Consider the following 22,048-nt stretch of genomic DNA (forward strand, 5'->3'; position numbering starts at 1 on the left):
ACCGACACCGCCAAGGTGAATGTCATTGCCAGCGCCGCCACGGTCGCTCCCCCCTTTTGCTGTTCTGGGCCGAATGCCGACCCGGCCGGTTTTCCGGCCGCCCTCGGCCCCACGCCCTCTTCACAGTGCGCACCGGGTCGGAAGCGCCAAAGGCGCAGAGAGCCCTGCGCACAAACGGCATCACAGCCGCCATGCGGTCAGGGCGCCGCAAGAGCCGGGCGCACAGCGGCATTTTGGTCCATAGGGCAGGGGGCAAACGGCGTTTGCACACCTGCCCGGCCATCTTCGGTATACTGGACTTTATGGTCATTATACCATAAACAAAGGGGGGCTGCACCCCAAAAAGGGCGGCCGAGGGGCTGCCAAACGCCGGGGCAAATGGGTGCTGTCGATCCTCACCGCAGCTAGCGCCCCTCATCGGGCGCCAAAAAAGGCGGGTCTGTCCCCGCGGCTCACCGCCGGGGCAGGCCCGCCCTTTGCCGCCCCTACGGGCAGCGGGAAGTTGGCTTTTTATTGTTCGGCGCAAATGGGGAGGGGCGACGCCAAGCGGGACGCCTTTAGTACAGCTTTGCGCCCGCCGGGATCCGGTCGTCCACCATCAGCAGGTTCAGCCCTTCGCGGCCGTCCTGTTCGTGGACCGCAGAAATCAGCATCCCCTCGGAGGAAATGCCCATCATCTTTCTCGGCGGCAGGTTGACGATGGCGATGGCGGTCTTGCCGACCAGCTCCTCCGGCTCGTAGTACTCGTGGATGCCGCTCAAAATCGTCCGCTTGCGGTCTGTCCCGTCGTTGAGGGTAAACTTGAGCAGTTTCTTCGACTTCGGGACCGCCTCGCAGGCCTCGATCTTTACCGCGCGGAAATCCGACTTGCTGAAGGTCTCGAAGTCCACCATCTCCTCGAAAATCGGCTCCACCTTTACCTGGGAGAAGTCGATCTTCTCCGCCGGCGCTGCCGCCGCAGAGGGGGCGGCAGCGGTCTTCTTCTCGCCGCCGATGGATTTCATGGTCGGGAAGAGGAGCACGTCCCGGATGGCCGGAGAGTTGGTCAGCAGCATCACCAGCCGGTCGATGCCGTAGCCGATGCCGCCCGTGGGGGGCATGCCGATCTCCAGCGCGGTGAGGAAGTCCTCGTCGGTGTGGTTGGCCTCCTCGTCCCCCTGGGCCAGCAGCTTCTCCTGCGCGGCAAAGCGCTCCCGCTGGTCCACCGGGTCGTTGAGCTCGGAGTAGGCGTTGCACATCTCCCGCCCGTAGATGAAGAGCTCGAAGCGCTCCACATAGTCGGGCTTGTCCGGCTTTCTCTTGGTCAGGGGGGAAATCTCCACCGGGTGGTCCATGATGAACACCGGCTGGATCAGGTGCTCCTCCACATACTCCTCGAAGAAGAGGTTGAGGATGTCGCCCTTGGTGTGGCGCTCCTCGTAGTGCAGCTCCCGCTCGTCGGCCAGCTTTTTGGCGGCCGCCGTGTCGGGCACCTGGTCGAAGTCGACGCCGGCGTACTTCTTCACCGCCTCGGTCATGGTCATCCGCTCAAAGGGCTTGCCCAGGTCGATCATGGCCTCGGCGTAGGGGATGAGGGTGGTGCCGCAGACCTTCTGCGCCACGTGGCGGAACATGTTCTCGGTCAGATCCATCATCCCGTTGTAGTCGGTGTAGGCCTGGTAGAGCTCCATCAGGGTGAACTCGGGGTTGTGGCGGGTGTCCAGCCCCTCGTTGCGGAAGACCCGCCCGATCTCGTAGACCCGGTCCAGCCCGCCGACGATCAGCCGCTTGAGGTAGAGTTCCAGCGAGATGCGCAGCTTGATGTCCTCGTCCAAGGCGTTGTAGTGGGTCGAGAAGGGCCGGGCGGCGGCGCCGCCGGCGTTGGCGACCAGCATGGGGGTCTCCACCTCCACAAAGTCCTGGCTGTCCAGGAAGTTGCGGATCTCACGGATGATGGCCGAGCGCTTGACGAAGGTCTCCCGCACGTCCTGGTTCATGATCAGGTCGATGTAGCGCTGGCGGTAGCGGGTGTCGGTGTCGGTCAGCCCGTGGAACTTCTCGGGCAGCGGCTGCAGGGATTTGGAGAGGAGGGTCATCTTCTGGGCCTTGACCGAGATCTCCCCCCGGCGGGTGCGAAACACCTCGCCGGTCAGGCCGATGATGTCGCCGATGTCCCACTTTTTGAACTCGGCAAACGCCTCCTCGCCCAGGCCGCCGATGTTGGCGAAGATCTGGATGCGGCCGGTCTTGTCCTGCAGGTCGATGAAGTTGGCCTTGCCCATGTCCCGGCGGCCCATCAGCCGCCCGGCCAGCGAGACGATCTGCCCCTCCATCCGCTCAAAATCCCGCTGGATGTCGGCGGCGTGGGCGCTCACCTCAAACTTGGTGATGACAAAGGGGTCGCGCCCCTCCGCCTTCAGCCGCTCGAGCTTCTGGCGGCGCACCGCCAGCTCGCTGCCCTCTGCCGGGGCGCTTACTGCTCTCTCATTTTCCACGAAAAAATCCCCCTTTTTCGTCCTCTCGATTCTCTCTAAAAAAGGAGCGGGCTCCTCGCTCCGCTCCTTGCAACCCAACTGTTTGGCTCTCCGCCGCTTGACCGGCGGGGCGGGGCACTATTTGCCGATCTTCACGATGGTGTAGTGCACCAGCTGGCCGCTGGGCAGCTCCACCTCGACCGTGTCGCCCTGCTGGTGGCCCATCAGGGCCTTGCCCACCGGCGACTCGTCGCTGATCTTCCCCGACAGGGGGTCGGCCTCGGTCGAGCCGACGATGGTGAAGTTGTCCTCCCCCTCGTAGGCGTCACAGGCGCATTTGACCACCGAGCCCACGTTGACGTGGTCGGTGCCGATGTCGTCCTCGTCCAGCACCCGCACGTTTTTCAACCGCTGCTCCAGCTGGGCGATCCGGGCCTCCACCATGGCCTGCTCGTTCTTGGCCTCGTCGTACTCGCTGTTTTCCGAAAGGTCGCCAAAAGAACGGGCAACCTTGATTTTCTCCGCCACATCCTGCCGGCGAACCGTCTTCAGCTGCTCCAGCTCGTCTTCCAGTTTTTTGAGACCTTCTTCGGTCACGATAAGCTGCTTATCCAATGGTTTCTTCTTCCTTTCCGTAAACGGCGGGCACCTGGGCACGCCAAGGCAATATATATATTATAGGGAGTGGGACTGCCAATGTCAAGGCGGATTTCTCACCGCCCCCGCCCCCCGCCGGCGGTCTCTGCCCGGGCGGGGACGCACTGGCGGCGCACGTACTCCGCCAGCTCCCCCAGGGAGATGCGCCGCTTGGCGGAGACCTCCCACTCGTCGCAAAAGAGGTAGGCGGGCTCCACCTGCCCGTCCCGGCAGAGGGCCCAGACCCAGTCCAGCGGCAGCCCCGCGCACTCGGCCGGCTCCACGCCGATGCCGCCCCCGCCCCCCAGGGCGATGCAGTCCGGCGCCCGCACCTCCTCCCGCAGGGGGTTGAGCACCAGCACCGCGCCGCCGCTCTGGCCGAGGGTCCTCTCGGCCTCCGCCCAGGGGGAGACGGCAAACAGCGCCCCGGTCTGCAGAAAGTGTTCCTCGGCAAAGGCGCGATATTCCTCCACCTGGTCAGTGGCCACCGTCAGGGTGTTGACCCGGCGCAGGCAGCGGGCCACCAGTTCCCGGCAAGCCCCCTCCCTGTCGCACAGCAGCAGCCGCAGGCGGCAGGCCTCATCCCCCAACAGGGCGAGCAGCCGCTCCGCTGCCCCCTCCACCAGGCTGCGGCGAAAGGCGGGGTCCGGCTCCTCCTCCCCCACCGTGTAGACCGGCCCCTCCTGGGCCCGCAAAAAGGCCTGCAGCTTGCGGCTGCTGGGGTAGGTGACCCGGTGCAGGAGATAGCCCTTCTCCCGCAGGGGCTCACACTTCACCCGGGCAAAGAGGTTGCGGGGAAACGGCCTCTCGTCGGCCCGCAACAGCACCACCATCCGCCATCCCTCCTTTTTCCCAGTATACGAGGGGGCGGCGGGGGGTATTCCCCCCTTTTCCGGCGAAAAAGGGGGCTATAAGGGCGCGGCCTCCCCGCCCTGTGACGCCAAAGATCCGCCCTCCTCTCCGCGGGGGAGAAGGGGCGGATCTCTCTATTTGTTTTAAAGGGCGTACCAGCTGCGGGGACCGCAGGCGGCCTCCTGCCCCTCGCCGCTGTCGGAGGACTCGCCCTCCGGGGCGCTGCTCCCGCCTTCGCCCTCGCCGCCTTCCGGCTGGCCCTCCTCCTGTCCCTCGGAGGAGGGGGCAGAAGAGGAGGAGTTGGCGCCGCCCTGGGCATTGTTCCCGGCGCTCACCACCTCGATGGCCTTTTTGATTTGGGGGTCGGTCTCAACGGTGAGCATGTGGGCCTGCTGCTGTTGCTGGGTGCTGAGGGTCACCTTGTAGTCGGGCTTGAGCCCGGTCTCGTTGAACTTCTCCCCGGAGGGGGGGACCAGGTAGGCCACGGTGATGTCGATGCCCGACCCGTCCGAGAGCTGCTTGTACTCCTGCATGACCCCCTTGCCGTAGGTGCCGGTCCCCACCAGCTTGGCCTTGCCGAAATCCCGCAGCACAGCGGCAAACATCTCGGCGGCCGAGGCGGTGTTCTCGTTGACGATGACCGTCATGGGCAGGGTCTCCTCGCTCTTGCCCGAGGTGTAGAGGGTCTTTTGCTCCCCGCTCTTGTACTCGGCCGAGAGGATGGTCCCCTCCGGCACCAGGGTGTCCAGGATCTCGGCGGTGACCTTGGTCAGGCCGCCGGAGTTGTCCCGCACGTCGAAGATCAGGCTCCTGGCCCCGGCGCTCTTGAGCTGGTTGAGGGCGTAGTCGAACTGGGAGGCGGTGGTGTTGTTGAATTCAAAGATGCGGATGTAGCCCACCCCGTCCAGGTTCTGGTACTCCACCGAGGGGACGGTGATGCTCTTGCGGATGATCTCCACGCTGTTTTTCACGCTGTCGCGCTGAAAGTCCACCTTGACCTTGGAGCCCGGGTCGCCCTGGATCAGGGCCATGGCCTTGGTGACCCCCATGGCCAGCACGTCCTGCCCGTCCACGGCGATGATCAGGTCATTTTTCTCGATGCCGGCCTCTTTGGCGGGGGAGCCGTCGTAGACCTTGGTCACCCGAATATAGCCCGAGGTGTCGGCCTTCCCCGCCACCCCGATGCCGGTGACCGCGCCATTGAAGGTGGACTCGATGCTGTTCCACTCCTCCACGGTGTAGTAGCGGGCGTACTTGTCCCCCATCCCGCTGACATAGCCCTTGAGCATGGCGTCCATCAGGCTCTGGTCGGCCAGTTCCCCCACGTAGTTGTCCCGCACGTAGGTGTCCACCTCGGAAATTTTGGAGTACATGGCCTCCCGGCTCTTGGTGGAGTTCATCTTGTTGTCAAACAGCCCGATGGAGAGGACCATGGTGATGGTGAAGGTCAGGGCGCAGACCATGGCCAGCAGGGAGATGAGGACCCCCACAGAAACTTTCTTGTTCATAGACAAAACCGCCTTCTCTGCCCGCGGCAAAGGGCGCGGGCGGGATCGCGGCCGCTGCGGCCGCGTGCAAGCCAGGGGCGCCGGCCGCCCCCGCCCCGGCACAGCCGAGACAGGGGAGCGCGCAGGCGCACCCGGTGAAAACAAACGATATTTATCACATTATAGCACATCCTGCCCCCTGGGGTACAGCCCCAATCGCGCCGGGGCCGCCCCGCGCGCAAAAGAGGGCCGGCAAAACCGGCCCTCTCTCACCGCCCTGCGGGGGCGGACTCTATGCGTTAACTCTGCAGGTAGGGCATGGGGTTGACGTCGCTGCCGTAGCTGATGCCCTTGCGCACCTCAAAGTGCAGGTGGGGCCCGGTGGAGTTCCCGGTGCTGCCCACGTAGGCGATGGTCTGCCCCTTTTTGACGTACTGCCCCTGTTTCACCGCAATCGAGCTGGTGTGCCCGTACAGGGTGTAGAGGCTGCCGCCGTGGTCGATCATCACGTAGTTGCCGTAGCCGGTGTTGCCGTAGCGGACCACCGCCACCTTGCCGTCGTTGGCGGCCACGATGGGCTTGCCGTAGATGCTGGCCTGGCTGCCGCGGGAGATGTCGATGCCGGTGTGGAACTCCCACCCGTAGGCCGCCGACTTGCCGTAGGGGGCCGAGATGTGGTAGTACCCCGGCACCGGCCACTGGAACTGGCCGCCCACGTACTTGTCGCCCATGGTGTCGCCCGAATTTTCATAGGAGGCCAGCAGATCGGCGATCTGCTGCTGCACCGCCTTCTGCTCAGAGCGGTACTGGGCCACCTGCTTCTCGTTCATGGCCTGCTGGTCCTCCAGAGAGGAGATGCTGTTGCCCACCTCTTCAGCCTGGCGGGCCAACTGGGCCTTTTTGGCGTCCAGCAGGGACTTGGAGGCCTCGATGTCCGCCTTGTTGGCAGCCAGCTCGTTCTTGGCGTCCACGATCTCCTGCTTCTCCCGCTCCAGCTGCTCGATGAGCTGCTTGTCGTGGTCGGCGATGCGGGTCATGGTGTCCATCTTCACGAGCATCTGGCTGAAGTCCTCCGACCCGAGGATGGCGGTGAGCCCGTCGGTCCGGGGGGACATGTACTGGGCCCGCAGCCGCTTGCGGAAGAGCTCCTCGTTGTCGGCGATCTCCTCTTCTTTCTGGGTGATGAACGCCTCTTTCTCGGAGATCTGGGTGTTGAGGGCGGCGATCTTGTCCTCCAGCACCGCCACCTGCTGGCGCACCAGGGAGAGCTGCTCGTCCAGCTGCTCCTTCTGGGCCTGGGCCTCCGACTTGGAGTTTTTCAGGTCGTTGATGCTGTCTTGCAGGTCGTTGATCTTGTCGTCGAGCTGGTCGTATTTCGAGTTGAGGTCGTCCACCGACGCGCCCTTGGCCGTCTGCGTTCCGCCAAAGGGCCCCGCCAGGGTGATGGCGAGGGCCAGCAGCAGGGACACCAACGCCTTTTTTCTGTGGGTTCGATGCATGGGAAAGACCTCCTTCATTCAAAAAACAATCAGACTTTTAGGTGTTTGCGGATGGAGAGCACGCTGCCCAGGGCGCCGGTCCCCATCCCCGTGAGGGCAAAGCCGGCCAGCACCCAGTACCAGATCTCGCCAAAGGGGATGAGGCTGTCGGCCATGGACTGCAAGAACTGGGAGGTGGTGCCCATGATCATGTTCATGATCCCCTGGTACCCGCCCCAGACGGCGAAGTAGGCGATGAGGGCGGCCAGCAGGCCAATGAACATCCCCTCCACCACAAAGGGCAGCCGGATGAAGCCGTTGGTGGCCCCCACGTACTTCATGATGTTGATCTCCCGCCGGCGGGCGAACACCGTCAGGCGGATGGTGTTGGAGATGATGACCAGGGACACCGCCACAAAGACGGCGATGATGGCGATGCCAAAGATGCTGACCATGTTCTTCAGCGAGACGATGGTCTCCGCCACGTCCTGGGGATAGCTGACCGTCTCGACCCCGGGGGCCTTTTGGAAGGTGGAGACGGTGTCGTACATGTAGTCGAGGTTTTGCAGCTTGATGCGGTAGGAGGCGGGGAGGGGGTTGTCTTCCTCCAGCCCGTCCAGCAGGGCCGAATCGGGGCCGAACTCCTCCTTGGTCTCTTTGAGGGCGTCCTCCTTGGAGATGTACTGGTAGCTCTCGATGTTGCCGGTACTGGCCACCAGCGCCTCCAAATCGGCCCGCTCCTCGTCGGTGGCCTCCTCGGCGATAAAGACCACGATCTCGTTTTGGCTCTCCACATAGGCCAGGGCCTCGCCCATGTTGACCGAAAAGAGGGCCGCGACCCCCAAAATCATCAGGCAGGCGCTGAGCACGGCGATGGAGGCCAGACTCATCAGCTTGTTCTGCCAGATGCTCTTGACTCCGGTTTTGACTAAGTATCCCGTTCCGCTTCCCTTCACCGCGCATCCCTCCAATCCGGCCGGTCGCTCAAAATCGAACCGCCCTCAATGGTGATGACCCGGTGGTCGTACCGGCGAATGAGTTCGTGCTCGTGGGTGACCATCAAAATGGTGGTGCCCACCTTGTTGATGGAGTCGAGCATGTCCACGATCTCCATGGACATCTCAGGGTCGATGTTGCCGGTGGGCTCGTCGGCGATGATGAGGGCCGGCTTGTTGACCAGGGCCCGGGCCAGCGCCACCCGCTGCTGCTCCCCGCCGGAGAGCTCGTTGGGCATGTTCTTTGCCTTGTGGATGAGCCCCACCAGATCCAGCACAAAGGGGACCCGCTTGCGGATCTCCCGGTAGGGGGTGTCGGTCACCCGCAGGGCAAAGGCCACGTTGTCGTAGACGTTCATCGAGGGAATCAGGCGAAAGTCCTGAAAGACGATGCCCATGGACCGGCGCAGCTTGGGCACTTCCCGCTGCTTGAGCCCGGCCAGGGAGAAGCCGTTGACCACCAGCTCGCCGGAGGTCACCTTTTCCTCGTGCATAATGAGTTTTAAAAAGGTGGACTTGCCCGCGCCGGACGCACCCAGGACAAAGACAAACTCCCCGTCGTCGATGCGGACGCTCACGTCCTTGAGCCCGTAGGTGCCATTGGGGTACACCTTGGACACATTTTTGAATTCAATCATGTAAAAACTGCCTCAATATCAGTATTTCACAGGGTTGGAGTTCAGATATTTCTTGACCATCAAGGCCACCTTGAAGACAATGGCGTGATCGAATTCCCGCAGGTCCAGCCCGGTGAGTTTTTTGATTTTTTCCAGCCGGTAGACCAGGGTGTTGCGGTGGACAAACAGCCCCCGCGAGGTCTCGGACACGTTGAGGTTGTTCTCGAAAAACCGCTGAATGGTGAAGAGGGTCTCCTGGTCCAGCTGGTCGATGGAACCCTTTTGGAACACCTCTTTGAGGAACATCTCGCAGACGGTGGTGGGCAGCTGGTAGATCAGCCGGGCGATGCCCAGCTTGTCAAAGGAGACGATGGTCTTCTCGGCGTCGAACACCTTGGAGACCTCCAGCGCCACCTGGGCCTCTTTAAAAGAGCGGGCCAGGTCTTTGATGCCGGTGACCACGGTGCCGATGCCCACAAAGGAGCGGATGTAGAACTCGCTGGAGAGGGTGTCCACAATGCTGCGGGCCAGCTTCTCAATGTCCTTGGTCTCGATGTCGGGGTGGATCTCCTTGACGATGACGGTGTCGGTCTCGGAGATGTTGAAGATGAAGTCCTTCTGCTTGTCGGGGAAGAGGTTGACGATTACGTCGTAGGCCGAGACCTCGGTCTTGCCCACGGTGCGCACCAACAGCACGATGCGGTGGGCGTCGGTGCCAAAGTGCAGCTCCCGCGCCTTCACGTAGACGTCGCCGGGCAGGATGTTGTCCAGGATGACGTTTTTGATGAAGTTGTTGCGGTCGTACTTCTCGTCGTGGTACTGCTTGATGCTCGTCAGCGCCACCGTCAAGAGCCCTGCATAGCTGGCGGAGATGTCGTCGATGCCGGCCACGAAGACGGCGTAGTCGCCCTTTTCGTTGGTGCCAAAGGGCTTGAAGGTATAGCCCTCTTTGACAAAGCACTCCTTCAAATTGGCATTTTGCAGATTGCAGCCCTCAAACACGTCGCCGATCTTGGTCAGCTCGCTGCAGGAGATGACGTTCCCCTTGTCATCGATCACACCGATGACCCGGTCCACCGTGTCTTTCATCTGGTGGATGATGCCCTGAAATAATCTGTTAGACATAGTGCGATTCCTCTCTTTTCCGAAGGTGCATGGCCCTGGCGGCAAAAGGGCCCCGCTTGGGGCGGGGGACCCGGCCACCTCCATTGTGGAAAATGCCAGTATTGCCAAACCATATTATCTATATTGTACACAGCTTTTGGTATTTGTGCAATATAAAACGCGAAGATATTTCACGAAATTGTGCAATACTAAAGCGAACAGAGGGAATCACCCCTGCAATTGGCAGTATAGTTTACAATTGTGACTGCAATTTTAACGTTCTGTGAACGGCAGGGGGGTAAAATAGCGGTTTTACAGGGAAAAAGAGGAAGCCGGGCGGATCCGCCCGGCTTTTCTTCACTCGTCTTTGGGGGCTCTTCTCCCCCGCTTTTGGAGGGGAGAGACCGCTGAAAGGCTGCCTGCGCCCTCTCTAAGGCCCCTTCACTCCCGCATCCGCCGCAGGCCCCAGCACCCCAGGGCCGCCAGCAGCAGCCCCGCCGCCGCAATGGCCCCGCACTTGGGCCAGAAGGTGGGGCCGGTGTGCACGTCGAAAAAGATGGTCGTCTGCTCCATGACCTCCCGCTCCAGCAGATAGGCGCCAAAGCAGTAGGCCGCGCAGAGGAGCAGCGGCACCGCCAGGGAGCGCAGGAGCTCCATCAGCAGCAGGCAGAGCCCCCAGACAAAGAGGACCTGCGCCCCGGTCTTGACCAGGTGTTCCGCCCCCATCTCCGGCAGCAGCCAGACCCCCGCCGCCACCGGCAGGGCCGCGTGGAGGAGGTACCAGATCAGGGTGAAGAGGACCGGCCCCAGCCGGCCCCGGTAGCCCCCGTAGATGTAGAGCAGCTCCCGCCCGTCGCCGGTGAGCTCCTCCTTGCGGGCCATCACCAGCCACCAGACTGAAAAGAGGGGGATCACCTGCTCGCAGAGGCGCAGGTAGCTGGTGGCGGCCAAAAGCGGGTCCTGGTGGTACCAGACGGCCAGCATCCCTGGCAGCACCAGCCAGAGGGCGATCAGCGGCGGCAGGTACCACCAGCCCATCCCCCGCATCTTCCAGTAACACAATCGGTTCATCCCTCCGCCCCCCTGCGCAGGTCATTCAAAAATTCCAGGGCGGTGCGGGTGTCGGTCCCGTCGGCCAGGTAGGCCTTCACCTGGGCGATCACCGGCTCCTCCCCCAGGCGGAACACCGCCTCGCCAAAGGGCTGCACCACCGTCCAGCCGCCGCACCTGTCCAGGTCGATGACCCCCAGCATCGGCTCCGGCAGCCCCGCCCCCACGCAGTTGACCTCGAACGCCTTGCGGGTGCGCTCGTCCAGCAGTAAGATGGCCGTCTGCGCCACCTTCTCCTTCTCCGGCGCGTCCGCCAGCGCCTGGTGGACGAATTCGTCCGCCACCCACCGCATGGGCGGGACACGGCAGAGATAGTGGTCGGAGAACTCCACAAAGGGGGTGTAGTTCGCCCAGTCGGACTGGTCGGTGAGAAAGACCGGTTTGTCTTTTAGCTTGTCGGAGAAGTCAAACCCCAGCTGGGCGGCCGCGTCCAGCCGGCTCTGGTACTCGTCCCAGAAGATGTTCCCCATGCGGTGGGAGAGGGAGGCGCTCACCAGCTCCATCCCCCCGCAGTCCCCGTGGGTCACCAGTCCACCCAGCAGGGTCACCCCCTGGGTGCGCCCGGCATACCCCTTCTCCGCCGGGGGAAGGGAGACTTCCAGCGGGCAGAAGGCCGACACCTGTAAGGTGAAGTCCTTCTCCGCCCCCACGGCGGCAAAGGGCACCTCGTTCTCTTCATACAGGGGTACCCACCCCTCCAGGGGGTAGTAGCCAAACCCCGCCGGCAGAAAGACCGCCTGCCGGTTGGAGTAGGAGAGCCCACCCTCGCCCCTGTACTGAAAAACCAGCTCCTCCAACCGCTCCCCCGCAGGAGGGTAGATCGTCAGGTAGTCGCCCTCCCGCTTGTAATCCAGGGGGTCGCCCGCCCCGTCGGTGAGGGAGGTGAGCTTGTAGCCGTGGTAGAGGGTGAAGCGGCAGTCCGCCCCCACCTCGTTTTTCTCCACCGCAAGCGTGGCCGTCCCCTTGAGCCGGTCGGTGATTTTCAGCTTCAGGTCACAGGAGCAAACGGCGAAGTCCGCCGGCTGGTTCCGAGTGGGATTTTTCTCGTAATAGGAGTAGAGGAGGTCAGACGTTCTGTCCGGTCCGTTTTCCCGCACCAAGGCCGACCCGCGGAAAAAGAAGCCCCCGACGCAGAGGACCGTCAGCCCCCCGCACAGCAGCGCGGGCCAGCGCCGCCGCATCCGGCAGCCCAGCCAGAAAAGGCCCGCCAGCAACAGGAGCCAGAAGGCGACCCGGAAAAACCGGTATCCCTCCAGGCCAAAGCCGTAGTCCTCGTCCAAGAGCGACCGACTCTGGAAGGGCAGGGTGAAGAGGGTCAGCAACCGCCCGGCAGCCCTCCCTCCGAAGACATTGACCACCTCCAGCAGTTCGGCAAAGAGGCTGGAGGAGAGGTAGCCGACGAGCACCATCACCCCGTAGGCGGTGTAGCGCCCGGCAAAAAGGGCCAGAACCGTTCCCATGAGACAGGCCGCAAAGCAGGGCAGGAAGAGGTAGAGCAGGTGCGCGCCCAGCAGGTTGAGCCCGTACCCCGCCGTGGCCCCCTGGTAGCGCAGGCAGGCGTAGAGGTTGTACCCCCCGTACTGCAGGGTCAGCAGGAAGGCAAAGCCCGCCAGTACCAGCAGATGGGCCAATACCACCCGCCCCAGGCCGTTTCTGCCGGTCCCCCAGACCTCCTGCAGATTTTCGGCGCGGATCCCCTCGCTCAACTCATACCCGATGAAGAGGCAGAAGAGAAAGGGCACCAGGGAGTAGCTCAGTGTCATGGTATTGACCATCGACGGGTTGACCGCTTCCACCGCGTATTTTGAAAATGGCCCGCCAAGGTAGGACAGGCACTGAAAGTGGGCTGCCGCCAGGGAGAGGATCACCGCAAAGAGCAGAGATTTTTTGCGAAACCGCCGCACCGTCAAACAAACCAGCCTCTTCACCAGGCCCATCCCCTTTCAAAATAGGGAGGCGCCGCCAAAGCAGCGCCTCCCCTCTCATTTGCTTTCTACTCGTCAGGGACAGCAGGCACCCCCAACCCCTTCGGCTGTCGGTGCCAACGCAACGCTTTCCGCCAATGGCAGAGATTGGCAGACCGTCCAAACAGCGTCCCCCCGGAAACGGGGCGAGCACGTCAAAGGCTACTCCCTGCGGCCCACCCACCGAACTGATCTGTGAGGTCAAACCATTTTGGACCTCCCCAATGGCGGGCATCGGCAAAGAGCACTTTTCAGCCGCTCCCCATGGGCGCTCGCACTGTCGGCGGGGCGAAAAGGCGGGAAGCGCCACCACTGCAGACACCCGCACCCCAAGCCACCTGGCGCCCTGATTGCCTCTCCCAGATAAAAGCGGCAGAACGCCAGCTACCGTCCAATCTCTCCGTCCAACGGAATTATCTCCCTGTACCCAGCATAGTCCTTTTGAAGAAAAAATCAATCATATTATATAAAATAATATCAATTTGTAGTTTTTAATAGTTCAAAAAGAGCCGGAATGTGCAGATATTCCATATCTTTTCTGCTATCCCCCTGTTATACTGATAAAAGAAGGAAAACTGCCGTGAAAACAAAAAGGGGCTCATCTTTTTCATCTGCATTCTCGTCCTGGTGGTGGGGTCGCCCTGCGCCCCCTCATCATGGACTGGATTTGGTACACTTTTATAGAAAAGCCTGTTGTTCTGGATGAAAACCGAGGGGTCGCAGTGTCCGTCTTTCCGGGAGAGCACTCCGTCGACCTCATCTGCAACGGCTACGACTACACCAAAAACGGCGAAAAGATGGCTCTCGACCGAGCCTGGGAAGGGCGGGAACTCCACCAGGCCGAGGGGGTCGTCACCGGCAGTTACAGCAAGAGCGACTACCTGGGCGGCGAGGGGGTTGCCTACAAAACCTACTACTGGGCCTACTCCATTCGTCTGCCCGAGGGCACCATCGACATCTACCGCATCTTTCCCGCCAGCGACTATGAGCCCAATGCCTGTATCCGCACCGGCGACGAAATTTCCTTCACCTATTACAAGGACCAGAAGGGCGACCTGGTCATCGACGAGTACCACTGTCCCCGGGCCGAGCAGCGGCTGCAGGCCTGGATCGACGCCCAGAGCGATGAGACCCTGCAAAAAGCCGGGCTCAAAAGGGGGTAACTGCCGTGAAAAACAAAAAGGGGCTCATCTTTCTCATCTGTGTCCTCGTCCTGGTGGTGGGGATTGCCCTGCGCCCCCTCATCATGGACTGGATTTGGTACACTTTCATAGAAAAGCCCGTTGTTCTGGATGAAAACCGAGGGATTTCGGTGTCCGTCTTTCCGGGGGAGGACCCTGTCGACCTCATCTGCAACGGCTACGACTACACCAAAAACGGCGAAAAGATGGCCCTCGACCGGGCCTGGGAAGGACGGGAACTCCACCAGGCCGAGGGGGTCGTCGCCGGCAGTTACAGCAATAGCGACTACCTGGGCGGCGAGGGTGCGGCCTACAAGACATATTACACCGCCTACTCCATCCGCCTGCCTGAGGGCACCGCCGACACCTACCGCATCTTTCCCGCCAGCGACTATGAGCCCAGTGCCTGTATCCGCACCGGCGACGAGATTTCCTTCACCTATTACAAGGACCAGAAGGGCGACCTGGTCATCGACGAGTACCACTGTCCCCAGGCCGAGCAGCGGCTGCAGGCCTGGATCGACGCCCAGAGCGACGAGACCCTGCAAAAAGCCGGGCTCAAATAGACCGCTCCGCCTGCCCGTGCAGACAAAGAGAGAGGGCGGCTTCCCCCAAACGGGAAGCCGCCCTCTCTCTTTTTATTGCATCGCGGCTTTTTGCCGCAGAGGTCACTGTTTTTTCAGGGCGGGCAGGGCCACGGTCAACACCAGCCAGATAAACTGGTATCCCAGCACCACCGCGGTGCTCAGCTGTCCGGCGCCGCCGGTGAGGGCGAAGAGGGCCGCCAGGGCCACCCCCAGTCCCAGCCCTACAAACTGCACCACCAGGGCCGCCAGCACCCCGCTCTTGGCCCCCAAGGCGCAGAGGATGCCCTGGGCAAAGGAGAGGAAGGAGCCCATGGTGGTCAGCCCGCAGTCCCCCGGCCGGTCGTCGTGCAGGGCGTCCAGCTGGGCGGCGGTGTGGCTGTGCACCAGGGTGAACATGTCCTCCGGCAGGCCGTAGGTCTCGGAGATGCGGGACACCGTCAGCCCCGGGTCGCCGGTCTTCACCGCAATCAGGGCGCCGGTCTTGTCCAGCCGGGACAGCAGTTGGCCCACCTGCTCGTTGGGGGTGTAGCTGAGGACGAACATGGCCGTCAACTCGCCCGAGGTGGCCAGGTAGAGCAGCTCCCGCTCCCCCTCCTTGCGGTACTTGGCCTCGTAGTCGGCCGAGGGCAGATCGATGCCGTGGTTGCGCATCAGCTCCCGGTTGCCCACCAGCACCCGCTTGTTCTCGATCCAGCAGGAGTAGCCCATGGCGTTTTCATAGGCAAAGCTGTCGTAGGGCAGCAGGATGTCGGTGCGGTTTTCGATCACCTTCATAAACACCGGCTTCAGGTCGGACTCCCCGGCGCAGAGGACGCTGGCCGCCTTGAGGATGGCCTCGTCGATCCGCTCCCCACCGAAGGCCTTGATGCCGTGCAGCAGCACGCTCCCCCGGGGGAAGAGGTCGGTGTCGCTGACCACCAGCCCGTTGAGGTCGTACAGCCGCTCCACCGCCGAGTAGCCCGCCAGCACCCCGCCATAGCGGTTGAGGGTCTTGCAAGTGCGGCTGAAGGGGACGTTGAAGGCAAACATCAAAGAGAAGGGGGCCGACAGGCAAAGCAGCAGGGAGAAGGCCCCCGCCGCCCCCACCAGGTCCTGCTTGAAGAAGTAGAGGCCGCAGCCCACCGCCAGAGAGAGCACCAGGCAGATGCCCGACGCCACCCGCGCCCAGCGGTCGGAGGGGTCTTCGGAAAAGCTGTGGGAGACAAAGCCGTCGAGCACCTGACTGCGCTTGCGGTAGCAGAGCACCGGCTCGCGGATGGCCAGGTCCTTGACGATGTTTTCCGCCAGGGAGGCCGGCTCCACCATCTCGGTGGTGTACTTGTCGCTGTCCGAGGCGATGAAGCGGTAGTTGCGCAGCACCCGGTGCACCATGTTGAGCTTGCCCATGCAGTTGCAAAAGAGGGAGAACATGGCCACCGACGAGTAGAGAAAGACGTCGGGGCTTTTGAGATAGCCGGGGTTGGCAAAGAGGACCGCCGCCTGCACCAGGCAGCCGAAGAAGGCCAGCCCCACCAGGGAGTCGTTGTCCCCCTTGAGGGTAAAGGTGTAGAGAAAGCCGTTGACCACGGTGGAGGTGCAGCAGAACACCCCCGCCAACAGCAGCAGCAAGTTGAGCCCCAGGTAGAGATAGGGCCCCTCCCCGGGGGAGAGGAAGGCGGGCACCGGCAGCCCAAAGACCGGCACCAGGTTGTGGTAGCACAGCAGCAGGAAGAGGGCGAAGGTGATGCCCATCCGCATCTTCAGCTTCCCCTTGAGGGAGATCAGTTTCTCCAGGGCGGTGTGCTCGTCCTTGTCGGTGAGAAAGTCCTCCTCGTCCTCGGCCTGGGTGTAGGCCGACTCCTCCTCCCCGGTAAAGGCCTCGGCGTCGCCGATGGCCCCGTGCTCGATGGTGAACTGGGACACCTTGGGCGCCCGCGCCCGGCGCAGCAGCTCCCGGGTGTCCAGGCTCTCGGCCTCGACCACCGCCTGGCGCATCTCCCGGTCCATCCGCTCGCTGATGTCAAAGGTGCCGGAGGGGGCCTCCGCTGCCAGTTCCCGGGCGTGCTTCTCGCTGCGCTCGACAAAGATCTCCTCCTGGCCGGAGACGTTCAGCGGCACCGGCTCGCGGATGGCGCGAAAGACGTCGGTCTCGCTGGCCGGGCGGCGCTCCTGCTGTTCGGACGCAGGGGCCGCCGGTGCGTCGACCGCCTTTTCTCTCCCTTCCCCCTCCCCTTCGCCCTCCGCCGGGGCGGGGGCCGCCGGGACGGGGGTCGATTTTTCCCCACTCCCGGCAGGGGCGACCGGCTCCGCCTGGGGGGCGGGGGTGGGAACCGACTCCCGCGGCGGCTCCTCTTCGCCCGCCGGGGCGGGCGGTGCGGCCGGTTCGGGCGTCGCCGGGGAGGCGGTCTCCTCCCGGGCGGCGCGGCCCCAGGAAAACCGCTTCTTCTTGGGGCGGCGCTCCCGCTCCAGGGGCAGGCCCTCGATCTCGGGGACGATGGACTCGGGGGTCTCCTCCCCGCTGAAAAAGCTGGCCACCTTTTTGATGCGCTGGGCCTCGTCCACCGCGCTCTCCCGGTGGGGCAGGGCGGAGAAGGGGTGGATCTCCCGGTGGGCCACCGCCTCCCCCTCGGGGACAGCGGCGCCCTCCCCACTCGAGGCGGGGGCCTGCTCTTCCGGCAGGGGGGCCGGTTTCCGCGGGGCGGCGGTCTCCCGCTCCCCCCCGGCGGAGGCGTGGCGGCTCTCCCACGCGGCCTGCAGGGGGTCGGGGGCAGCGCTCCGCTCGGCCTGTACCTCCCTGACCAGCTCGGCGGCCGAGGGGCGCTTCTCCCCGTCCGGGCGGGGCAGCGTGGGCGCAGGGGTGGAGGATGGGGCCTCCGGCTCCCGCTTGGCCCGCACCTGTTTGAGGATCTCGTCCACCAGGGCGTTTTTGGTCAGCGTGTCGTACTTGCGGTTTTTATCCACGTTCCTTCCCCCTTCCCCTCTCGGCGGCCAGCCGCTGGTTTGCCACCTCGTACAGGACGATCCCCGCGGCCACCGAGGCGTTGAGGGAGGTGATCTTCCCCCGCAGGGGGAGGCTGACGGTGACATCGCACCGCTCCTTCACCAGCTTGGAGACCCCCTCGCCCTCGCTGCCGACCACCAGGCCGACCCCGCCGGCAAAATCGGTGTCCCGGCAGTTCTGGCCGTCCATGTCGGCGCAGTAGAGCCAGAGCCCGGCTTTTTTGAGGCTCTCAATGGCCTGCACCAAGTTCCCCACCCGGCAGATGGCCAGGTGTTCGCAGGCCCCGGCCGAGGTCTTGTAGACCGCCGCCGACAGGGGGGCGCTGCGCCGCTTGGGGAGGATGACCCCGTGGGCGCCGGCGCACTCGGCGGTGCGGATGATGGCCCCCAGGTTGTGGGGGTCTAAAATCCCGTCGCAGAGCACCACAAAGGGGGCCTCTCCCCGCGACCGGGCGATCTCCAAGATTTCCTCGATGGAGCGGTAGGCGATGGGCGCGACCGTGGCCGCCACCCCCTGGTGGGGCACCTCCCCCGCCATCTCGTCGAGCTTCTCCCTCTCCACCTCTTTGAAGGGGACCCCCTTCTCCTTGCAGGCGGCCAGGATCTTGGCCACCCCCTTGGGGCGGGCCCCCCGCTGCAGGTAGACACAGTCCACCCCCCGGCTGCCGCAGAGCGCCTCGTACACGGCGTTGCGCCCGGCTACCAATTCATCGTACATCGCTCATTCTCCCGCTTCTCTATCCCTCGCGGCCCGGCGTTGGCCGGGACCGCGGTGTCTCTGTTTGGCGTTTGGCGTTCCGGCCCTGTTGCCGCCGGCTCACTATCTGTACCAGTATAGCACAGAGGGCTGCCCCCTTTCAATTTTTTGCGGCCTTTTTCGCCCCTGTGCGACAAAAAAAGAGGGGCTCGCACCCCTCCCGTCCCGGGTCCGCCGCGCCCGGCCGATCGACGGCTCCCTCGCCGCGGGCCTCCCCTGCCAAAAGGGGGCGCGTTCGGCGGGGCGGCGGGGTCGCGCCGCTCCCTTTGGGAGAGAAAAAAGGGGAGGGCGTCCCTTCGCCCTCCCGCCGCTTCGGTCAGTGGATCAGCCAGTAACAGGCCCCCGCCCCGGCCAAAAAGGCCCCCAGGTAGCGCAGGCCGACAAGCAGCCAGTCCCGCCAGAGCGCCGTCCGCCGGTAACTCACCAGGCCGGAGAGGGCGCCCGTGGCCCTCTGCCGCAGTTGGGCGGCGCCCAGGCCGTCCGCCTCTCCCCTCACAATGACAATGGCCCGCTCAAAACAGTCCTCTTTTTGGCCGACGATCTCCACCACCCGCTTGCTCACACCGCGCACCACCCGGCATCTCTCCCTTCCGCCCATTTCTCACCTTTAGGTTTGCCAAATCGGCGGGGGATTTATGCACCTCTCGGGAATTATACCGGTGGTATTTGCTGGAGGTTTCCATAATTTCAGTGGAAAACCCTGTGGAAAGTGTGGAATCTCTCTGTGGAAAACAGGTTGAAACGGTGGAATACCGGGGTTTGTAACCTCCTGCACCCCGGTGGAATGTGAATATTATGTAAACTTCGCCGCAATTTCAATGCCTGCATCGCCTCAAAATGCAAGGGGGGAAGGCCCCGTTTTTTCGCCGTTTTTCGAGGTGGTCCCCGGCCGACATTTCGTGCAATCTGTCTAAACCCCACCAATCCACTCGGATTTTCTCCTCTCCGGCGGTGGGATTTTCCGTTTTCCAACACCCCTTTTTCTGGTATAGTGGGGACAGCACAGGGCGACTGCCGGCCCTTTTCCCCTGCCCGGGCCGCCTCCCAGAGGGCCGCCCGGGGGCGGTGGAAAGCCCTTTTGCGCCCCCCTGCAAATGGCGAAAAAGAGGGGAAATCAGTCCCTGCAAGCCCCCGGCCTTCGCCCTTCATTTTCCGTTTTTTAGAAAAGAGGTGTCTTTTGTATGTCCACCGAATTGCTCCTCCCCTCACCCGCCGGGCTCACCGCCCGCAGGCAGGGGGACCGCCTCCTCCTCACCGGGGAGGGGGGAGAACCGCCCTTCTCCCTGGAGGGCACCCTGCAGTGCGGCCAGTGCTTTGGCTGGTGGCAGGACGGAGAGGGCTGGTGGCAGGGGGTGGTGGGGAACACCTTCTGCCGCGCCAGGGAGGAGGGGGACGCCGTCGTCTTCGCCGGGCTGCGCCCCGGAGAGGAGGGGGCGATCCTCTCCTACTTCGACTGGGACCGGGACTACCGGGCGGCCAGAGAGCTGCTCTGCCGCAACCCGGTGCTGCGCCGGGCGGTGGCCTTTGCCCCGGGCATCCGCCTGCTGCGGCAGGACCCGTGGGAGGCCCTCTGCTCCTTCATCCTCTCCCAGAACAACAACATCCCCCGCATTCAAAAAATCGTCCGCGCCCTCACCGCCCTGCTGGGGCAGCCCCTGGCCCACCCCGACGCGCCGGGGACCGTGCTCCACACCTTCCCCACCGCCGAGCGGCTGGCCCGCTGCACCCTAGAGGAACTGGCCCCCATCCGCGCGGGCTTTCGGGCCAAGTACATTTTGGACGCAGCCGGGCAGGTGGTCACAGGCCGGCTCGACTTGGACGCGGTGGCCGCCCTGCCCCTGGAGGAGGCCCGGGCCGCCCTCTGCCAAATCAGGGGGGTGGGGCCCAAGGTGGCCGACTGCGCCCTCCTCTACGGGCTGGGGCGGTGGGAGGTGGTGCCCATGGACGTCTGGATGAAGCGGGCCATGGCCCAACTCTTTCCCAAGGGCTTTCCCCGCTACCTGCGGGGATATGAGGGGCTGGCCCAGCAGTTTCTCTTTCACTACTGCCGGCTCTGCCCCGGGGCGCTGAAAAGCCGGGCCGCCGGGAGGGCGGCGGGGGGAACGGCCCCTGTCTAAAAAAAGACAAATGCGCCCAGACACCTTTCCAAACGGCCCCGGGTCTGCTATACTAGGGGCTAGGAGGCCGGCGTGTGAGACCGGCCGACAAAAGAATAGGAGCGTGAATTTCTATGCCACTGGTAAATACCCGTGAGATGTTCAAAAAGGCATACGAGGGCGGCTACGCCATCGGCGCCTTCAACGTCAACAACATGGAGATCGTGCAGGGCATCACCGAGGCCTGCAAAGAGCTGCAGGCCCCCGTCATCCTGCAGGTGTCCGCCGGCGCCCGCAAGTACGCCAACCACACCTACCTGACCAAGCTGGTCGAGGCGGCGGTCGAGGAGACCGGCGTCCCCATCGCCCTGCACCTGGACCACGGCAACTCCTTTGAGCTGTGCAAGAGCTGCATCGACGGCGGCTTCACCTCGGTCATGTTCGACGGCTCCCACCTCCCCTACGAGGAGAACGTGGCCGTCGCCAAGCAGGTGGCAGACTACGCCCACCAGTTCGACGTGACCGTCGAGGCCGAGCTGGGCCAGCTGGCCGGCATCGAGGACGACGTGAAGGTCGACGCCGACAAGGCCTCCTTCACCGACCCCGCCCAGGTGCAGGACTTTGTCACCCGCACCGGGGTCGACTCCCTGGCCATCGCCATCGGCACCAGCCACGGCGCCTACAAGTTCAAACCCGGCCAGAAGCCCCAGTTGCGCTTTGACATCCTCGAAGAGGTGTCCCAGCGGCTGCCCGGCTTCCCCATCGTCCTGCACGGCGCCTCCTCCGTGGTGCCCGAGTTTGTCGAGATGATCAACCAGTACGGCGGCGCCATGCCCGACGCCATCGGCATCCCCGAGGAGATGCTGCTGCAGGCCTCCAAGATGGCCGTCTGCAAGATCAACGTCGACTCCGACCTGCGCCTGGCCATGACCGCCGCGGTCCGCAAGTACCTGTGGGAGAACCCCTCTCACTTCGACCCCCGGCAGTACCTGGCCCCCGCCCGCGACGCCATCCGCGAGATGGTCAAGCACAAGATCAACAACGTCTTGGGCTGCGCCGGCAAGGCCTAACCACCGCTCCTATCCCCCGGCAGGCGGCGCTTTCCGCCCCGGGGTGCAAAAAGAGGCACCGGCCGTCTGGCCGGTGCCTCTTTTCTCCCCTTCCCCCAGCAACAGCGGCAGAGAGCCGGCCCCCGACGGGGGCCGGCTCTCTCTGATGGAAAATGGGAAAGGCTTGTGGGCGGCCCCGTCACAGGGCGACCCGGTCGAAGAGATACTGGTGGAAGCCCGCCACGTCAAGGCCGGTGACCACCAGGGAGTTTTCTGGCGCGGGCTCGTCCCCGAAGGCCGGGTCGTAGAGGTTGCCGGGCCGGCAGAAGATGGTTGCCCCCCGGGTGAACTCCCCCTGGGTCTCCACCCGGGTGTGGGCGGGGAAACTCTCCCGGATCAGGTCGGGCCGGGCCAGGACCGCCAGGGCCGCCGGGTCGGGCAGGCCCAGAGAAGGCGCGCCCCCCTGCGCCCGGGCCAGCTCTGTCAGGGTGCGGTTACATTCCACGCAGAACCGGCCGATCTCGCCGGCTTCCCGCATCTGCTCCATGGCGGCGTCATCCAGCTCGGCCGCGCCGCCGCAGGCCTCCAGGGTCACCAGGGTGATGGGCACCCCAAAGGAGAAGACGATCTGGGCCGCCTCCGGGTCCACCATGATGTTGAACTCGGCACAGACGGTGTGGGGGTTGTGGTAGGGGTGCGCCCC

General features: G+C 63.9%; 18 protein-coding genes. 4 read left to right on the forward strand and 14 right to left on the reverse strand.

All coding sequences use genetic code 11. From position 1 onward, the window contains the following. Positions 1 to 557 precede the first annotated feature (557 nt). The 10 genes from lysS to KQI11_RS09545 form a co-directional block, all read right to left on the reverse strand. Positions 558 to 2,474 carry a lysine--tRNA ligase gene (lysS, locus tag KQI11_RS09500; protein WP_216401942.1) on the reverse strand — a complete coding sequence of 639 codons (1,917 nt, stop codon included), beginning with the start codon at positions 2,472 to 2,474 and terminating at the stop codon, positions 558 to 560. A gap of 117 nt (positions 2,475 to 2,591) precedes the next feature. Next, on the reverse strand, positions 2,592 to 3,068 hold the full coding sequence (gene greA / locus KQI11_RS09505) for a transcription elongation factor GreA (RefSeq protein ID WP_185916354.1): 477 nt from the start codon (positions 3,066 to 3,068) through the stop codon (positions 2,592 to 2,594). A gap of 98 nt (positions 3,069 to 3,166) precedes the next feature. Beyond that, positions 3,167 to 3,922, reverse strand: a complete 756-nt coding sequence (locus KQI11_RS09510) for a hypothetical protein (RefSeq protein ID WP_216401943.1) — start codon at positions 3,920 to 3,922, stop codon at positions 3,167 to 3,169. Between the two features lie 162 nt (positions 3,923 to 4,084). Further along, positions 4,085 to 5,449, reverse strand: coding sequence for a S41 family peptidase (locus KQI11_RS09515; RefSeq protein WP_216401944.1), 1,365 nt, complete (start codon positions 5,447 to 5,449; stop codon positions 4,085 to 4,087). A 278-nt stretch (positions 5,450 to 5,727) separates the two neighbouring features. Beyond that, positions 5,728 to 6,927, reverse strand: a complete 1,200-nt coding sequence (locus KQI11_RS09520; protein WP_216401945.1) for a murein hydrolase activator EnvC family protein — start codon at positions 6,925 to 6,927, stop codon at positions 5,728 to 5,730. 29 nt (positions 6,928 to 6,956) lie between these two features. Beyond that, positions 6,957 to 7,862 (reverse strand): permease-like cell division protein FtsX, encoded by a 906-nt coding sequence (ftsX, locus tag KQI11_RS09525; protein WP_216401946.1) that lies wholly within the window; start codon positions 7,860 to 7,862, stop codon positions 6,957 to 6,959. Further along, positions 7,859 to 8,539: a cell division ATP-binding protein FtsE gene (gene ftsE / locus KQI11_RS09530; protein ID WP_185916359.1), complete on the reverse strand. Its 681-nt coding sequence runs from the start codon at positions 8,537 to 8,539 to the stop codon at positions 7,859 to 7,861. The genes ftsX and ftsE overlap by 4 nt, the downstream gene beginning before the upstream one ends. Positions 8,540 to 8,557: 18 nt before the next feature. Next, a complete protein-coding gene (locus tag KQI11_RS09535) occupies positions 8,558 to 9,643 on the reverse strand; it encodes a PucR family transcriptional regulator (RefSeq protein ID WP_021660332.1) in 1,086 nt (361 codons plus the stop codon). A gap of 420 nt (positions 9,644 to 10,063) precedes the next feature. Further along, the gene (locus KQI11_RS09540) at positions 10,064 to 10,693 is read right to left on the reverse strand and encodes a hypothetical protein (RefSeq protein ID WP_216401947.1); all 630 of its coding nucleotides are present in this window, start codon (positions 10,691 to 10,693) and stop codon (positions 10,064 to 10,066) included. Then, the gene (locus KQI11_RS09545; RefSeq protein ID WP_216401948.1) at positions 10,690 to 12,660 is read right to left on the reverse strand and encodes a hypothetical protein; all 1,971 of its coding nucleotides are present in this window, start codon (positions 12,658 to 12,660) and stop codon (positions 10,690 to 10,692) included. The genes KQI11_RS09540 and KQI11_RS09545 overlap by 4 nt, the downstream gene beginning before the upstream one ends. A 758-nt stretch (positions 12,661 to 13,418) precedes the next feature. Here KQI11_RS09545 and KQI11_RS09550 point away from each other — a divergent pair. Next, positions 13,419 to 13,859 (forward strand): chitin-binding domain-containing protein, encoded by a 441-nt coding sequence (locus tag KQI11_RS09550; RefSeq protein WP_216401949.1) that lies wholly within the window; start codon positions 13,419 to 13,421, stop codon positions 13,857 to 13,859. 5 nt (positions 13,860 to 13,864) lie between these two features. Then, entirely contained in the window at positions 13,865 to 14,443 is a 579-nt protein-coding gene (locus KQI11_RS09555) for a chitin-binding domain-containing protein (RefSeq protein WP_216401950.1), read from the forward strand. Positions 14,444 to 14,545: 102 nt separating this feature from the next. Here the strand turns inward: KQI11_RS09555 and KQI11_RS09560 are convergent, their stop codons facing one another. From KQI11_RS09560 to KQI11_RS09570, 3 genes are all read right to left on the reverse strand, one after another. Next, the gene (locus tag KQI11_RS09560) at positions 14,546 to 17,404 is read right to left on the reverse strand and encodes a hypothetical protein (protein WP_216401951.1); all 2,859 of its coding nucleotides are present in this window, start codon (positions 17,402 to 17,404) and stop codon (positions 14,546 to 14,548) included. Further along, positions 17,397 to 18,161, reverse strand: coding sequence for a 23S rRNA (guanosine(2251)-2'-O)-methyltransferase RlmB (gene rlmB, locus KQI11_RS09565; RefSeq protein ID WP_216401952.1), 765 nt, complete (start codon positions 18,159 to 18,161; stop codon positions 17,397 to 17,399). Before rlmB ends, KQI11_RS09560 begins: the two co-directional genes overlap by 8 nt. A 355-nt stretch (positions 18,162 to 18,516) precedes the next feature. Next, on the reverse strand, positions 18,517 to 18,774 hold the full coding sequence (locus KQI11_RS09570; protein ID WP_044992675.1) for a hypothetical protein: 258 nt from the start codon (positions 18,772 to 18,774) through the stop codon (positions 18,517 to 18,519). 607 nt (positions 18,775 to 19,381) lie between these two features. On the opposite strand from KQI11_RS09570, the gene KQI11_RS09575 reads away from it, so the two are divergent. After that, entirely contained in the window at positions 19,382 to 20,317 is a 936-nt protein-coding gene (locus tag KQI11_RS09575) for a DNA-3-methyladenine glycosylase family protein (RefSeq protein ID WP_216401953.1), read from the forward strand. A 113-nt stretch (positions 20,318 to 20,430) separates the two neighbouring features. Beyond that, positions 20,431 to 21,366, forward strand: a complete 936-nt coding sequence (fba, locus tag KQI11_RS09580; RefSeq protein ID WP_044992674.1) for a class II fructose-1,6-bisphosphate aldolase — start codon at positions 20,431 to 20,433, stop codon at positions 21,364 to 21,366. Between the two features lie 178 nt (positions 21,367 to 21,544). On the opposite strand, the gene KQI11_RS09585 is transcribed toward fba, so the two are convergent. Continuing rightward, a partial coding sequence (locus tag KQI11_RS09585) for a nucleoside hydrolase (protein WP_216401954.1) occupies positions 21,545 to 22,048 on the reverse strand: 504 nt, incomplete at its 5' end.

It is taken from the genome of Acetanaerobacterium sp. MSJ-12, assembly GCF_018917875.1.
GTDB lineage: Bacteria > Bacillota > Clostridia > Oscillospirales > Ruminococcaceae > Bittarella > Bittarella massiliensis.